At 32.7% G+C, this 14,910-nt stretch carries 14 protein-coding genes and 1 tRNA gene; 10 read left to right on the top strand and 5 right to left on the bottom strand.

What is annotated here, in order from left to right; translation table 11 throughout:
* The first annotated feature begins 121 nt into the window (after window positions 1-121).
* The 6 genes from IJI93_RS03495 to IJI93_RS03470 all read left to right on the top strand — a co-directional run bounded on the left by IJI93_RS03495 (window position 122) and on the right by IJI93_RS03470 (window position 2,927).
* On the top strand, window positions 122-688 hold the full coding sequence (locus IJI93_RS03495) for an exosome complex RNA-binding protein Csl4 (protein ID WP_292820021.1): 567 nt from the start codon (window positions 122-124) through the stop codon (window positions 686-688).
* A 17-nt stretch (window positions 689-705) separates the two neighbouring features.
* On the top strand, window positions 706-987 hold the full coding sequence (locus IJI93_RS03490) for a DNA-directed RNA polymerase subunit L (RefSeq protein WP_292820019.1): 282 nt from the start codon (window positions 706-708) through the stop codon (window positions 985-987).
* Window positions 988-1,015: 28 nt separating this feature from the next.
* A complete protein-coding gene (locus IJI93_RS03485; RefSeq protein ID WP_292820017.1) occupies window positions 1,016-1,438 on the top strand; it encodes an NUDIX hydrolase in 423 nt (140 codons plus the stop codon).
* A gap of 74 nt (window positions 1,439-1,512) precedes the next feature.
* Entirely contained in the window at window positions 1,513-1,824 is a 312-nt protein-coding gene (locus tag IJI93_RS03480) for a transcription factor S (RefSeq protein WP_292820015.1), read from the top strand.
* Window positions 1,825-1,833: 9 nt separating this feature from the next.
* On the top strand, window positions 1,834-2,832 hold the full coding sequence (locus tag IJI93_RS03475; RefSeq protein ID WP_292820012.1) for a topoisomerase IV: 999 nt from the start codon (window positions 1,834-1,836) through the stop codon (window positions 2,830-2,832).
* A 21-nt stretch (window positions 2,833-2,853) separates the two neighbouring features.
* Window positions 2,854-2,927 (top strand) — tRNA-Arg (locus IJI93_RS03470).
* Here IJI93_RS03470 and IJI93_RS03465 read toward each other — a convergent pair.
* Window positions 2,928-4,757, bottom strand: a complete 1,830-nt coding sequence (locus IJI93_RS03465; RefSeq protein ID WP_292820009.1) for a helicase C-terminal domain-containing protein — start codon at window positions 4,755-4,757, stop codon at window positions 2,928-2,930.
* Between the two features lie 95 nt (window positions 4,758-4,852).
* Between IJI93_RS03465 and cobI the strand changes: the two genes are divergently transcribed.
* Window positions 4,853-5,557, top strand: coding sequence for a precorrin-2 C(20)-methyltransferase (cobI, locus tag IJI93_RS03460; protein ID WP_292820006.1), 705 nt, complete (start codon window positions 4,853-4,855; stop codon window positions 5,555-5,557).
* Here the strand turns inward: cobI and IJI93_RS03455 are convergent.
* Complete coding sequence (locus tag IJI93_RS03455; RefSeq protein ID WP_292820003.1) at window positions 5,554-6,324, bottom strand: V4R domain-containing protein; 771 nt, start codon at window positions 6,322-6,324, stop codon at window positions 5,554-5,556. The two genes, cobI and IJI93_RS03455, sit on opposite strands and share 4 nt — an antisense overlap.
* A gap of 171 nt (window positions 6,325-6,495) precedes the next feature.
* The gene (locus tag IJI93_RS03450; protein WP_292820000.1) at window positions 6,496-7,245 is read right to left on the bottom strand and encodes a TatD family hydrolase; all 750 of its coding nucleotides are present in this window, start codon (window positions 7,243-7,245) and stop codon (window positions 6,496-6,498) included.
* Between the two features lie 120 nt (window positions 7,246-7,365).
* Between IJI93_RS03450 and IJI93_RS03445 the strand changes: the two genes are divergently transcribed.
* The 3 genes from IJI93_RS03445 to IJI93_RS03435 all read left to right on the top strand — a co-directional run bounded on the left by IJI93_RS03445 (window position 7,366) and on the right by IJI93_RS03435 (window position 11,953).
* Window positions 7,366-8,079 (top strand): tRNA threonylcarbamoyladenosine dehydratase, encoded by a 714-nt coding sequence (locus tag IJI93_RS03445; protein ID WP_292819997.1) that lies wholly within the window; start codon window positions 7,366-7,368, stop codon window positions 8,077-8,079.
* Between the two features lie 266 nt (window positions 8,080-8,345).
* Complete coding sequence (locus tag IJI93_RS03440; RefSeq protein WP_292819994.1) at window positions 8,346-10,187, top strand: ABC transporter transmembrane domain-containing protein; 1,842 nt, start codon at window positions 8,346-8,348, stop codon at window positions 10,185-10,187.
* A 77-nt stretch (window positions 10,188-10,264) separates the two neighbouring features.
* Complete coding sequence (locus IJI93_RS03435) at window positions 10,265-11,953, top strand: ATP-grasp domain-containing protein (protein ID WP_292819991.1); 1,689 nt, start codon at window positions 10,265-10,267, stop codon at window positions 11,951-11,953.
* 88 nt (window positions 11,954-12,041) lie between these two features.
* On the opposite strand, the gene IJI93_RS03430 is transcribed toward IJI93_RS03435, so the two are convergent.
* Window positions 12,042-13,634 (bottom strand): AarF/ABC1/UbiB kinase family protein, encoded by a 1,593-nt coding sequence (locus IJI93_RS03430; protein ID WP_292819988.1) that lies wholly within the window; start codon window positions 13,632-13,634, stop codon window positions 12,042-12,044.
* Between the two features lie 91 nt (window positions 13,635-13,725).
* On the bottom strand, window positions 13,726-14,559 hold the full coding sequence (locus tag IJI93_RS03425; protein WP_292820078.1) for an amino acid ABC transporter substrate-binding protein: 834 nt from the start codon (window positions 14,557-14,559) through the stop codon (window positions 13,726-13,728).
* Window positions 14,560-14,910 lie beyond the last annotated feature (351 nt).

The raw sequence follows: 14,910 nt of genomic DNA, 5'->3' as shown, positions 1-14,910 counted from the left end.
ATGTTAGAAAGTAAATTTAATTTAACAGAAATGAAAGATACAATAATTTAAATAGTAATATAAATAAAGTTATTGTATTAAATAAAAATTTTTATTAAATCTTTATTTTGGTGATTTTAATATGAGTATAGAAGATGAAAAAATTGTAATGCCTGGAGATAAATTAGGAATTATAGAACAATATCTTCCAGGAGAAGGTACTTACGATGACAATGGTGAAATTAAATCATCAGTACTTGGTAATGTTAAAATTAATCAAAAAATGAAGGTCATATCTGTTGAATCTGATGCAAAACCCGCCCTATTAAAAATAGGGGATATTGTCTATGGACAAATAACTGATATCAAACCTCAAAGAGCTAATGTAAATATAGAATGCATAAAAGACAATGCAAGGCCATTAGCATTACCATATATGGGTGCAATCCACATATCACAAGCAAAAAAAGATTATCTAGAAAAATTGTCTGATGCTTTTAGAATAGGAGATATTGTACAGGCAAAAGTTGTTAAAATTACAGGAGATAATGTTGATTTAGGTACTGTAGATGATGATTGTGGAGTTTTAAAAGCTATGTGTACTCGCTGCAGAGATTACATGCATACAACCCAAAAAGACAATGAAGTACAATGTAATACCTGTAACAAAAAAGAAAGAAGAAAAGTATCTAAAAACTATGTTAATTAATAAGTAAGGTTGATAGAATGGATGAAAATTTTAAAATTATTGAAGAAAAAACATTAGAATTAACATTTAGTGTTGAAGATGAAAGCCATGGTGTTTTTAACGCACTTAGGCATATTTTAATGCAAAACCCTGATGTTGAATATGCTGTTTATAATATTGATCACCCTCTTACCGGAAAACCAGAAATGACCATCAAAACAAAAAGAGGAAAAAGACCAAGAATAGTCTTAAAACAAGCAGCAGAAGAACTTCAAAAAGAAAGTTCTGAATTTAAAAAACTTGTTGATGAAGCTTTATAGCTTCCTTATTATTTTTTATTGTGGTTAAATGACTAAATACAAGATTCCTTCACTAACTACCGATATTTTTATTTTTGATGATGACTTTAATTTTATTTTGATTAAGCGAAAAAACGATCCCTATAAAGATTGTTGGGCTTTGCCTGGAGGATTTGTTGAATACGGTGAAAGTGTTGAAACCGCGGCAATAAGGGAGGCAAAAGAGGAAACAAACATTGACGTTGAGCTTAAAGATTTGGTTAATGTTTATTCCCAGCCTGATAGAGATCCACGTGGACATACCGTCACAGTAGCTTATATTGCCAAAGGAAACATGTCTGATATGAAAGCTGAAAGTGATGCGAAAGAAATTGATGTATTTTCACAGGAAAAATTAGATGAAATCAATATTGCTTTCGACCATGCGAAAATTATAAAAGATTGTTTAAATAAAGCTAAAAATGATTTTTAAGGTATATATTTAAATAATTTAAAAAAAAAATTACATTAATATAAGTGATTAATATTTTATCAAGGAGGAGTTAAATGGAATTTTGTCCCGAATGTGGAGCAATGTTACTTCCAAAAGATGGAATACTAAAATGTAATTCCTGCAATTATGTAAAAGATTTATCAGATAATGACGAATATAAACTAGATGGAGAACTTAACGAATCTGATAATGTTAAAATGCTCGGTGAAGATGTTGACATGCGTTCAACTATAAAAGAGACTTGTCCTGAATGCGGACATGATGAAGCTTATTATGAATTAAAACAAACCCGTAGTGCTGATGAAGCACCTACCCGTATCTTTACATGTGCCAAATGTAAACATACCTGGAGAGCCTACCACTGAGGTTATTTCATGAAAGATTCTAAAGAAAAAGAGCATAGAATTTCAAATCTCAAAGAAATGATTAATAATGTCAAAGAAGATTCTAAAGAGGAACATATTTTTGATGATATTGAAGAAGATAGCGAATTAATTGATTATCTTAACGAAAGCACCGAAAAATATGATGAATTAGAAATCGATGACGAATTTATTTATCACCCTGGAGATGAAGAAAGCAATGCCATTAATTTAGAAGAGAACAATATCGATGAAAACTTCATTATTAAAACGCCGGATGAATCAGAAGAAAGTTCAGAAGAAGAATTAGAATCTGATGAATTTTCAGATGACTTTGGTGATGAGTTTGCTGGTGAAATAAGTGAAGGTTTCGATGCGATATTCAATGCTAAAATTGGTAGAACCCCAGTAATTGGACTAATAAGCACTATTTTAGGATTGATTTTTATTGTCCTTGCTGCAATTACTTTCCAATCACGCAGCGATAAAATTGTGGACAACGTGATTTCTGGTGAAAATAGTTTTATAGTTGTTATTTTCTTAATTATAGGATTATTATTGTTAATTTATGGATTATACAGAGTAATAGGATTTAAAAATCCTCTGTCTGCTATAACAACAAGTATCGATTCCATTCAAAATGATGAGGATGTTGAAAATGCAGAAAAAGAGGATGAAAATATTATCCCTAAAAGCAATATCCCATTAGACAAGGAATCCTACAAAATCGGAGAATTTAATTTTGATGAATTGAAAAATAACCTTAAAAAACCAAAAACTATTTCTAAACCCAAAACCGCACCAATTGAAGAAAATATCGACGACATACCACCTGCCCGTGAAAAACCTGAAGAAAAAAAAGGTTTGACTGCTGAGGAAATTGAAGAAATTGAATATGAAAAAGCAGTTCTGGACAGCGAGTCTATTGATGATATTTTCGCAGAAGTTGAAAATATTGAAGATATTCCTATAATCTCTGTCGATTCACAAGAAGAGAAAAAAGACGAATAACTTCTTTATTTTAATTTTTTTGGGCCTGTAGTCTAGTCAGGAATGACGCAGGACTTCGGATCCTGAGATCGGGGGTTCAAATCCCTCCAGGTCCGTTAATTTTTAACTCTAACTATTGCCTCTTTGAAAAAGTCAGGTATTAAAGACCTATACATCGGACTTTTAAATAGCATGTTAATATCACTGTCAATTATGTAAGTGTAACAGGAGTCATCTTCCGCACGCATTCCACGTCCGTATGCCTGCATAAGTGTCATTACAGTCTTATAGGCATACCATTTTTTATCCCTTTTCATTCTCATATTCACCTGCTTATCGCCCAGATAAGGGAATGGTATTTTGTAGATAATTTGGAATCTGCATTTGTCATATGGCAAATCAACACCTTCACTCATGGATGGTGAAACTAAAACCAAAGGATTTTCATCTTTTTCAAAGAAATTTAAGATTTGTTCCCTATTCTGTGAAGTGTGTGAAATTAGTCTTGAATTGTGCAAATTATTTGTAATATATTGCTGGCATTTATAGCTGTGAGTGTGAATCAGCCCTTTATCACCCTCATGCTTTTTTAATATTTCCTGCAGGATAGGGATTGTTTTAGGGGCGGTATTTTTTATCCTGTTTGCAGACATTTTTCCAGCCAAGTTAAGAATAATAGGCCTTTTTTCTTTGGTAAAAGGACTGTCAACCTTAATATGATAAACTTCAGCAGGGTTTAAACCTAACCATTTAGAAAACATTTTATGGGAAAGTATGGTAGCACTCATAAAAATAACAATATCCCCATACTTCAATAAATTGTCTTTAGCATAATGATGAACTCGTAATGGCTTAAATGTAACGCCAAAATCATCAGTGTCAATAACCCAATTTTTAGGTTCCTTTTCCAGATTATTTCTAAGGGTCTTCAACCTATAAATTGTGGATCTGATTCTATCTGCCTTATTTTTTGTTACTTCCTTTAAATCAATATCTTCATAACTTTCACAAATGGCTTCAATTTCCATTTTCCAGTCTTCAAGCTCGCCATCCTTCAAAGTTTCCTTAGATATTACCTTGCTTATATCCTTTTCAAGAACCCTATTATATAACGTGACTTCCATGGTTGCCATCAGCTTATTTTCAATGTTATGAGCTTCGTCTAAAATCAATAGGGAACGGGTCCCAAAATGCTTTACATAATTCAGCTCAACAATTGCATAATCATAATTCATTAATGTGATTGGAGAATTGATTGCATTGGCTTTTTGATTCCAATAATGACAGTGACTTCCAGATTGGTAAAATACAGTTCCTCCAAAAGAATCTTCAAAAGCCAATTCGGCATCTAATGTCGGATTTTTGGCAACGCCATACTGGCAGAAGAACTTGCTGTTTGTTGGTGTTGTCTTACATGTACCCATGTCGCAAGTGCTTTCCAAATTATCATTCAAGCATGCGAAATTGCCTCTGCCCTTAACTAATGGAAATTCAAACTCATCCGAATACTGGGATTGCAATTGCTTGGTCATTGTCAGGATATATGCTGATTCATACATTTTTGCTAGAGTGGTTGCAATTGCGGATTTGCCGGTACCTGTGCCGGCTTCCAATATGATATATTTAAATCCTTTCCTTATTGCATCGTTAATGTCTTGAATGATGTCCAGTTGACCTAGTCTAGGCTCTTCAAATGGAAAATTTTCAATTATATCCTCGTCAATGTGAGGATAAATTTCCTTTAGATATGCTGAAGTACCCTCATCTAACTTATGATTATCAACTGAATAAACCTCTGGAATCTCATCATCTAAAATTGATGAAGTGATCTTTTTAGAAAAACTAAACAAATTAGTTGGACCTTCAGATTTCTTCTTATCGCTTATTCCGCAAGTACAGTTACTTTTAAGCATACCACAATTTGGACAAAAAATAGAATTAGACATTAAGATTATATTAGTTAATATACTATAAATAAATTATAGGAAGAGCATTTGAAAAATAAAAATTGAATCAAATAGCTATTAAATAAAGTGATTATATGGCAGGAAAAGGAAAATTGATTGGAATTGGTGTTGGACCGGGAGATACAGAATTACTTACTTTAAAAGCGGCGAAAGTTTTAGAAACAGTCCCAGTTATTTTCTCACCAAAATCCTCAAAAGAAAAGGATAGCATTGCATTATCCATTGTTAAACCAATACTTGAAAAAAGAAAAGACTATAAGAGATTAATGATTGTTGCTCCAATATTCCCTATGATTGAAGATAAGGATGAACTTGAAAAAGTATGGACAAGTGCATCTGAAATGATTGCTCAATATTTGGACAGCGGAAGAGACGTTGCGTTTATAACTCTTGGAGACAGTTCAATATTCAGTACATATTCATATGTGCAAAAAAAATTAATCGGAAAATATGAAATTGAAACTATCCCCGGCATCACTTCATTTACTGCCTGTGCCGCAACAAAAAATGAAGCGCTTGTTGAGCAAAACGAAATTCTAACAATTGTTCCGAAAATCGACGACAGATTAGATGAAGTATTGGACTATAGTGATTCCATTGTACTGATGAAAGCTTCAAGAAATACCACCAAACTAGAAGCTACAATTGAAGAAAAAAATAGGCCAAAAGAAATATATTCTGTTCAAAACTGCACTAGGGAAAATGAAAAGATAATTGAAGGCTTTTCAAATGAAAAACCTTATCTTACAACAACAATTATAAAATTTAAAGATGATTAATAGTTTTTAATAGGCAAAGGCTCTATCTCAAAAACACATTTTTCATCTCCCATGGTGTAACATTGTGTTTCAATTACACTAACGGGCATATTGAAGAATTCTGTGAATAACGCTTCAAATATTCCTGTGTCTAAAAAACAGGCAGGTTTTCCGGTTTTCGGAAGCAATTCACATTCGAAACAATCAAAGGTTGTAATTTTAATAATCTGACCTAATTCGAATGAAACCCTACCCAAACCTTTAGCTTGCCAAAATTCTGTGATATTTTCTATGAAAATATCCAAATCATCATCATAAACCCTTCCAAAAATAGACTTTCCAATGCTATTACCGGTTGATTGTAAAATAGGGTCAATATTTATTCCCTCCTGTATTAACATTGACTTTAAAGTATGGAATAATACTGTTGAGAATTCTGCATCCTCATCAATGAGATTTTCAACCAAATAATCGGCTTGGGTTTCCTTAATTTCTTTTGACTCTGTCGGATTGACAGAACCTAAATATTTGGAATTTAAATAAAATATTTTCTTTCTATTATCAACAGGATGAACTCTATAAGAAATAATTCCGCTTTCCCTTAAACTTTTTAAATGCACTGAAACGGTTGATTTGGATTTTCCAGTGTTATTTACGATTTCATCAAATTCCATATCACTATCTCTAAGCATCTCCAAAATTGTTAACTTGACCGGACTTTTGATAACGTTGACACCAATATTTTCATTAAAATTTGAAAATATTTGGATGGGTTTCTGTTCTTTCATAATTTATCCCCCTATTATACACTAATGTTTAAAATTATTAGTTAATAAATATATCTAAAAAAATAAAATTATAAAATTGTATAAAAAACTTATAGAAAAATTAAACATTTTGAAATAAAATAAAGTTAATAAATACGAACTGTTCGTTTAAAACAAAATAATTAGTTCATTTTATATTTGAAATAGTCTTCTTGCATTTGCCGTGGTTATTTCCGTGACTTCCTTTTCAGTCAAATCCAATTCATCGGCTATTTTTCTTATTACATATTTCAGGTTTAGTGATGTATTCCTTTCTCCCCTCTTTTCCTGAGGGGTCAAATACGGCGAATCAGTTTCAACAAGCATATGACTAATGTCAATTTCTTTAACTGTTTTTCTTATTTTCTTATTGTTGGTGTGAGTGACCGGTCCGGCGATTCCTATATAAAAACCTAACTTAATGAACTCCTGTGCCATTTCGGCCGAACCTTGATAGCAGTGCATTGATCCCACAACATCATGCCTTTTCAATATGTCAAATGTATCCTGCATTGATTTTCTGGAATGTACTATTACCGGCAAATCATGCTTTTTTGCAAGATCCAACATCTTTTCAAACAAATTCTTTTGCCTATCCTTATTTTCTTTTGTATGGTAATAATCAAGACCTATCTCACCTACTGCGATTACATTATCACTGCTGAGCTGTTCATCCAAAAGACAAATGTCTTCCTCCGTTACCTCATCTGCAAATGAATATAAATATCCTAAAGCGGCATGAACATTTTCATATTTTCCTGCCAATTCCAGCACTTCCTCGTTGCTTTGGGGGTCTGTGCCATTCAGTATTACATGTATGTCATTTTCTGCAGCTTTCCTAATTATTTCCTCTGCATTTTCCATTTCACTATAATAAATGTGACAATGTGTATCTATTATCATGAAAAATCCTCATTTTAAAAGAGTATTCTGTATAAAAATTCATTTACATAAGTTTTTATTGTTACGATTCCAATTATTATATAAATAATTAAATTAAATTAAATTTTTTGGTGAACGGATATGGATGAGAAGTTTTCAAGAACAGAAATGTTGATTGGAAATGAAGGAATGGAAAAATTAAAAAACGCTAAAGTCGCGATATTTGGTATTGGGGGCGTGGGCTCATTTGTTTGTGAAGGACTTGCCCGAAGCGGAATAGGCAATTTCATTTTAGTGGACTATGACAAGATAGATGAAAGCAATATCAACCGGCAGCTGATTGCAACAGTAAAAACTGTAGGCAAATGCAAAGTTGATTTGATGAAGGAAAGAATTCTTGAAATCAATCCGGATGCAAACGTTGAAATCTATAAGGAATTTTACATGGCGGACTCACAGACAGACATTATTACCGAAGACCTCTCCTATGCCGTTGACTGTGTGGATACAATAATGGCCAAGATTGCAATCATATGCAAATGCGATTCCCTTGATGTTCCAGTCATCTCTTCAATGGGAACCGGCAACAAATTGGATGCTACAATGTTTGAAGTGGCCGACATTTATGAGACATCAGTGTGCCCGCTTGCCAGAATAATGAAAAAAGATTTAAGAAAGAGAAATATCGAAAAATTAAAGGTAGTCTATTCCAAGGAACATCCAATCAACACCAATGACTGTGCCATAAATCAGGATAATAAGAAATTCAAAGTGAAGGGCAGCGTTTCATTTGTGCCGTCCGTTGCGGGATTAATCATTGCCGGCGAAGTGATAAAAGATATTGTCAGTAAGTGATTTAAATAACATGTGCGTGCAAGAATTCCCCCATTTCTTCAAACAGGGAAGCTTCAATTAGAAACTGAAAATGATGTAATGCTTGTTAAAATATATTAATTTTAAAAATTAAATTATTTACATGAAGAAATTTCTGAAGTTCGCATTAAAGTCCCAATGGAAGACAATATCAGTTATTTTTGTGCTGATAATCCTTCAAACATTTTTTTCAAATAGAAATTATTAATCTGTTTAGTTACGCTTTAATTGATGTTGAAAATCAAAAAATGGATTTGCTTTTTGATGATGCCGAAACAATGCTGATGTTAACCATACTTTCAATGATTACCATTTACGCCATTTCCTATCTCTCAACCAGGGTATCTTCAAAAGCCGCATACAACACACGTGAAAAAGTCTTCCATATCCTGATGAACCTTCCTGATGATGAAATAAACAAATTCAAAATCACAGGCCTGATTACTAGGTCAACCAGAGGAATATATTCCGAACAGGGATTTATAATGCTACTGCTAAAACATTTCATCATAATACCATTCGTATTTATAGGAATTGTATTTGAAATATCCCTGATTGATAAGACCTTTGCTGCATTATTTGCAGCAGTAATCATTATACTCACAATAATTTTAATTTTGAGACTAAAACAAATTACAGAAATATTCTTTAAAGCTAAAAAGACATACGGAAAGCTAAACTTATTGTTCCTATCAAAAATTAACAACATAACCAATAATATTCCCTTTAAAAAAGAGGAATACCGCGCTGAATTTGAAAAAGCATGTGAAGATTCCTATAATAAAAATATTGAATATCAGTTAAGCCAATATTACCTCGGACCGGTGCTATTGCTGGTTTTAGATGTTATCCTTGTGATTTTATTGGCAATGATGAGCTTCGGATACACAATTGGTTTTGAGGTTAATAGTGCATTTGATTCAGTAGTCATCATACAATATATATTGTACTTTATGACCACATTGGTAGTTATTCCGACAATGATTGAACTGTGGCCACGTTCATATGCCACTTCCGTGCGTTTAGAGGAAGTTTTAAACCTTGAAGACAAAATAATAAAAAATAAAAAAACTTCAGAAAGAATCGAGATTGTTAAAAAAGACATCGAAAAAGATTATAAAAACACCCTGGTCGATAGAAAAAGAATCGCCCAAAAATTCAATAGGATACTGAATCAGCATAGGACTCCTGTAATAATTTCAATGATTTTACTTACAGTATCTACATTATGTATTGTCTATGCCCCTAAAATTGCGGGAAACATAATCGATTTAATCCTGCTTAATCAGGACTTATCCAGCAATCCTGCCATTTTCACCAATATTGCATTATTGTTTGCATTATATTCCATCGGTTATCTGTTAAAATTACCTTCAAGGAGATCCATGGCTTTTGTTAGTGAAAAAATAGCTTATAATTTAAGAATAGAGCTGTTTGATAAGCTGGAAACTATTGATTCGGCATTTATCCATAAAAATTCAAAAGGACACTTCCTATCCAGGCTGAATAATGATTTGATGAACATCAGAGAGTTCATTACAATGGACATTACTGAAATATTTGCACAATTCCTATCCATACTTTTTGTAATCGTTCTTATTTTAACAACAGACTGGAGATTGGGGTTAATATATCTGGTTGCATTGCCTGTCTATGTTGTCTGCTTTTATTACAGTGACCTCAAATCCAAAAAGCTATATGAAGACCATCAAAGAAATTTAGGGCTGATGATGAGCTTTTTTGAAAGAAGTCTGAAAAATCGAAGCCAATACCATGAAAAAGGATTTGAGATAATCAATCAAATAGTGACCCGCCATTATATCAAATCAAGAAACATTTCCAATGCAATATTGCCAATTACAACCTTTTTAACAAACCTGAGTAACATTACCGTTTATATCATAGGCGTTTACTTTTTGGCAACTCATGAAATACAGTTAGGAACCCTATTGGCGATTATCCTTTACGGACAATTATTGACAAAACCGATTAAAAAAGTAAGTGCATTATTAATTCCTCTTGAAACTTCCTTTTCAAGCATCAAAAGAATATTTGAAATAATAGAATTTAAAACAATGAAAAAAAGTTAAGTTAATGTTAAAAAAAAACTATAATCATATTAATTATCATGGAAAATTAAAAAATCAATAATGTGGAGGCAAAACTTATGAGAAACATTGTAGTTGTTGACTGCATTTCATCAGGGGTCAATTATATTGAAGATATTGTTAATAGAGGCCATAATCCTGTCATACTAGAATTACAGCCTGGTGAAGCCGATGCAGAAGCATATAAACAGAAAATGCAAAGTAATTATGACCGAATCGAATATGAATATGATCTTGTATTTGAACAGAACACATATAGCGAAACTCTGGAGATGATTCGCGAATTAAATCCTTTACTAATAGTGGCCGGAAGCGAACACGGTGTTGTTTTAACAACTAGATTATCAAATGATTTGGGGCTTTTAGGCACCCCTATAGAAAATCTGGAAGCAATGACTCTGAAAGATAAGATGCATGAACGGCTTGCTGAAGCCGGCCTTAGACACATTAAGGGAAAAGTGGTTACTTCAATCGATGAAGCTGTTGAATTTTATGACTCACAATCACTAAAAGAGGTCGTTGTTAAACCTGTTTACAGTTTTTGTTCCGTTGGTGTGCGCATCTGTCTAAACAAACAGGAAATGATTGATTCTTTAAAAGAAATCTTTAACAAAAACAACGCATATGGTGATGAAAACACTGAACTTTTAGTTCAGGAACGCATTAACGGCGAGGAATATATTGTAAACACCACATCCTGTGAGGGCATTCCCCGCTTAATTTCAATGTGGAAATATGAAAAAATCAAAACCCCGGAAGGAGCCATAGTTTATGATACCATCAAATCCGTCAGTAATTTAACCCTTGGCGAAGTTGAAATGGTGGAATATGCATATGACGTGGTTCGCACAATCGGAATAGAATATGGTCCTGTTCACGGTGAATTCATGATTGATGAAAAAGGACCTGTGTTGATTGAAGTAAATTGTCGCCCGGCTGGTTTAAGCATGAAAGCAGAATATCTGGATATGATTTTCGGCCAGCACGACACAGATTCCATCCTGGATTCCTATTTAAATCCTGAACGATTTAAAGAACAAAGAAAACAGAAATATAGACTTCCCGGATATGGGGCTGTAAAATTATTCATTGCTCCGGAAGATATACTGGCAAAATCCGTTCCGATAATGAACATGACCCCCAAATTAAACAGCTACTATGACAGTACATTGCACAATATAAAAGAAACCGAACTGTTTGTTAAAACTGAAGATTTAAACACAACATGCGGTGTAGTTTTTTTAGCCAATAAAGATGCAAATGCCGTCACAGAAGATATTGAATTCTTAAGAAGCGTTGAGAAAAATGCATTCGAATTGATTTTAAACATGGAAACTAATGAAAACAGCAAGATAAATGAAAAGCAAATCATCAATAGACTTCAAAATCTCGTCAAACCTATAGAAAAATATGGAAATGGCTTACTGATAACCGATCAAGATGTGAGTGACATTAATATTTTGCAAATCACTTTGGAAAATATCCACAGATTACATGGGCATTTTGATTATATCATTGTCAATTTAAATAAGAGTCTGATTAACATGGACAGCGAACAAACGGTGAGAATAATTATCGAACTGTTTTCATACATTAAAATTGGCGGATTGGTCATTATTCCAAAAAGCACTTATAACTATCTTCCTGGTGGGCGGAAGGGAATTGAAGCAATAATCAAAAATTCGAATTTTAACATTGAAGTTCCGCCATTTGGAATCAAAAATGCGGTCATCGCATCAAAAAATTAAGATAAGTTAAAAACTTATCTTTTTTTCAATTTTTAAATCATAATAGTAAGAATCCTCAAGCTTCAAAGCTCGAGGCATTTCAAACCTATTACAACACAAATTTCTTGATACCCATAATGCTTAAAATTATTGCTATTATATAACCCATTAAAGAAATTACAGGCATGTCAAAGATCATTGGTCCAAAAGAAACGATTGAAGAACCTATCAGAAGTGCGCAAATCAATGCAACAATTGAAACCTTATCATTAATGTCAACTTCAAACTTGAATTTTAATTCCTCATTGTCGATCTTGTGAATGGTCCTTGTAAGGAGTTTCGGTAAGGCCTGAAGCATATGTTCATATAAAATTATATTACTCTTCTTACTCCTCAAAAACTGTTTAGGATTGATTCTTTCTCTAGCAATTTGTTTGGCAACTGGTTTAACTGATGCGAAAATATCGATTTCCGGGTCTAAATTCTGTGCAATAGCTTCAACCATTGATATCCCTCTTGCCATAGTAACCAGTTCATTTGGAAGAATAACACCATATTCTTTCATAAGGCTAAGCAGTTCTTCTAAAATTCCATTGAACCGATTGAGTTCGACACCGAAATATCTTGCGAATAAATCATTCAAGTCTCTTTTTAAGGTTCTTGTATCGACATCATAGTCTAGAATATCCATGTACATTAATTGATTTATTAATCCTTCAACATCTTGGTCAACCAACAATATCACTGCTTCAGAAAGGTCCTTTTTAAATTGTTCGTCAAAGAATCCCATCATACCCAAATCAAGATAACATACTACATTATCTTCTAAAATCATTATGTTTCCAGGATGGGGATCTCCATGGAAGAAACCGTCAATGAACAGTTGTTGGAGATAGGAATCAAGAATATTCTTTGCCAAAAGTTTTTTGTCGAATTCTTCGCCATCACTTGCATAAACATCATTTAACTTTGTGCCGTCTATAAATTCCATTGTTAAAACTTTTGATGAACAATACTCGGAATAAGTAGCCGGAATATGTATATAAGGATTATCAACAAAATTCATTTCAATGCGTTGCATATTCATGAATTCGTTGTTATAATCAATTTCCTTGTGAATTGAGCGATCGAATTCTTCCATGATTCCAGGCAAATTTAAGTTTCTAAGATTGGAATTCAATTTATCGGCACGATTGGCAACATATTTCATTATCCTTAAATCAAGGTCAATTTTATCAGTTATGCCTTCTTTTTGCACTTTAACTGCAACTCTCTCACCAGTAACCAATTTAGCTTCATGAACCTGACCTATTGATGCAGTAGCCAAATGTTCATGTGAAAAATCTTCGAATAAATCGTCAATGTTTCCATGAAGTTCGCCTTCGACTATTGCTTTAACTTTGTCATAAGATATGGCAGGATTATCATCCTGCAGATTAGCTAATTCGTTTGCAATTTTTTCACCGACTATATCCGGCCTTGTACTTAACAGTTGCCCCAATTTAATGAAAGTAGTTCCCAATTCCTGAAGCATTAATCTTAATTTTAAAGGGATCTCATCGTCCAATAAAGGATTAGATACCTCATCATCGTCTTTTCTGCTTATCTTGCTTTTTGCGGTTTGACCTAAAATTTCATCGAAGCCATATTTTTTTATAGCTTGCCTAATTTCACCCAAACGCTCTTTTGTTTGCTTATCCATGTTAATCAATCCTTAATAGAGCATTTCATTGCTACTCCTATTTAATAATAGTTAACTAATATTCTAAATTCAAATAAAGTAATTTAAATAGCTACTTACGCATTAATCCTTGAGGAATGCCATAATCACTATATTTCTGAGCGATTTTATCAACAGTTCCATCTTTAAACATTTCATCTAGAGTTTTTTGAACCTGATCTTTCAGTTCAGTGTTTCCCTTTTTAAATCCTATGCCGTATTGTTCATATGTTAACGGTTCATCAAGGATTTTAAAATTGTAACTGTTGAATTTTCCGTCAATATGATAATTTGCTATTCCCACATCCGCAATAACCGCATCACAAACACCGGATTCCAAATCCATGAATCCTGTATTGTATTCTTTAATTTGAGTTAATTGCGCGAAAGTATTTTTTAAGCTTTCATTATGTTCCTCAAGACAGTGCAGTGCAGAACTTCCTTCCTGGACTTCAACGTTTTTTCCTTTCAAATCGCTTGGAGCGTTTATTCCAGAATCGCTTTTTACAACAATTACTTGGGAATTATTGAAGTACGGGTCGGACCAGGTGTAATTGGATTCTCTGCCATCAATAGTAAATTCGCTCCAAATACAATCAATTTCATTGGAATTAAGCTCTACTTCCTTACTGTTCCAATCAATAATGGGTTGAGCTACAAAAGTCCAATTATTTCTTCTGGCCACTTCCTGTGCTAATTCCAAATCAAAACCTGTATAATTACCATTATCATCCTTGTAAGTGAATGGTGGAAATTCAGGGTTAAAACCAACTACAAATTTGCCATCATCTACATTATCCGATGCAGTGTCTTCAAAAAAATCAAAAAACCCTCCTGCACTCACACCGCAAATCATCAATGATGCGGCAAGAATTATTGTTAAAATCAATAATATTTTTTTCATAATACTCACTATTAATAATTTTAATATATACTAGTATTTTGATAATGATTAGATAAATAATTATCTTTAAAATGAAAAATATTCAAAATTTTTATAGGCAACACTTATTAATGATTTTTATTTTACTAATTGTAATGACACTTTAAGAAAATTTAATATCTGATTTTACAGATATGGCATTAAACAAATTTAACCAATTGTTGTTGTTTCATTAATTTGGCTTTGTAGAAATCCTATTTGATTTTTACAAAAAAATTTTTAAAACCTATTTTTATTTCTATTTTTACTTAGAATCTCTTAAAATAATCTGATTATTTTTTATTCAGATTTACACTTGAAATTTCACATCGATTA

It is taken from the genome of Methanobrevibacter sp. (assembly GCF_017431965.1).
Taxonomy (GTDB): Archaea; Methanobacteriota; Methanobacteria; order Methanobacteriales; family Methanobacteriaceae; genus Methanocatella.
The sequence above is the reverse complement of the archived record's forward strand: the minus strand, read 5'-3'. Positions and strand labels throughout refer to the sequence as shown.

Bases quoted from the DNA above. Each gene is read 5' to 3' on its own strand.
- IJI93_RS03455 (WP_292820003.1), bottom strand. From the start codon at position 6,324: ATGAAAGAACAGAAACCCATCCAAATATTTTCAAATTTTAATGAAAAT.
- IJI93_RS03440 (WP_292819994.1), top strand. From the start codon at position 8,346: ATGGATTTGCTTTTTGATGATGCCGAAACAATGCTGATGTTAACCATA.
- IJI93_RS03450 (WP_292820000.1), bottom strand. From the start codon at position 7,245: ATGATAATAGATACACATTGTCACATTTATTATAGTGAAATGGAAAAT.
- IJI93_RS03480 (WP_292820015.1), top strand. From the start codon at position 1,513: ATGGAATTTTGTCCCGAATGTGGAGCAATGTTACTTCCAAAAGATGGA.
- IJI93_RS03485 (WP_292820017.1), top strand. From the start codon at position 1,016: ATGACTAAATACAAGATTCCTTCACTAACTACCGATATTTTTATTTTT.
- IJI93_RS03435 (WP_292819991.1), top strand. From the start codon at position 10,265: ATGAGAAACATTGTAGTTGTTGACTGCATTTCATCAGGGGTCAATTAT.
- IJI93_RS03475 (WP_292820012.1), top strand. From the start codon at position 1,834: ATGAAAGATTCTAAAGAAAAAGAGCATAGAATTTCAAATCTCAAAGAA.
- IJI93_RS03465 (WP_292820009.1), bottom strand. From the start codon at position 4,757: ATGTCTAATTCTATTTTTTGTCCAAATTGTGGTATGCTTAAAAGTAAC.
- IJI93_RS03445 (WP_292819997.1), top strand. From the start codon at position 7,366: ATGGATGAGAAGTTTTCAAGAACAGAAATGTTGATTGGAAATGAAGGA.
- IJI93_RS03430 (WP_292819988.1), bottom strand. From the start codon at position 13,634: ATGGATAAGCAAACAAAAGAGCGTTTGGGTGAAATTAGGCAAGCTATA.
- cobI (WP_292820006.1), top strand. From the start codon at position 4,853: ATGGCAGGAAAAGGAAAATTGATTGGAATTGGTGTTGGACCGGGAGAT.
- IJI93_RS03490 (WP_292820019.1), top strand. From the start codon at position 706: ATGGATGAAAATTTTAAAATTATTGAAGAAAAAACATTAGAATTAACA.
- IJI93_RS03495 (WP_292820021.1), top strand. From the start codon at position 122: ATGAGTATAGAAGATGAAAAAATTGTAATGCCTGGAGATAAATTAGGA.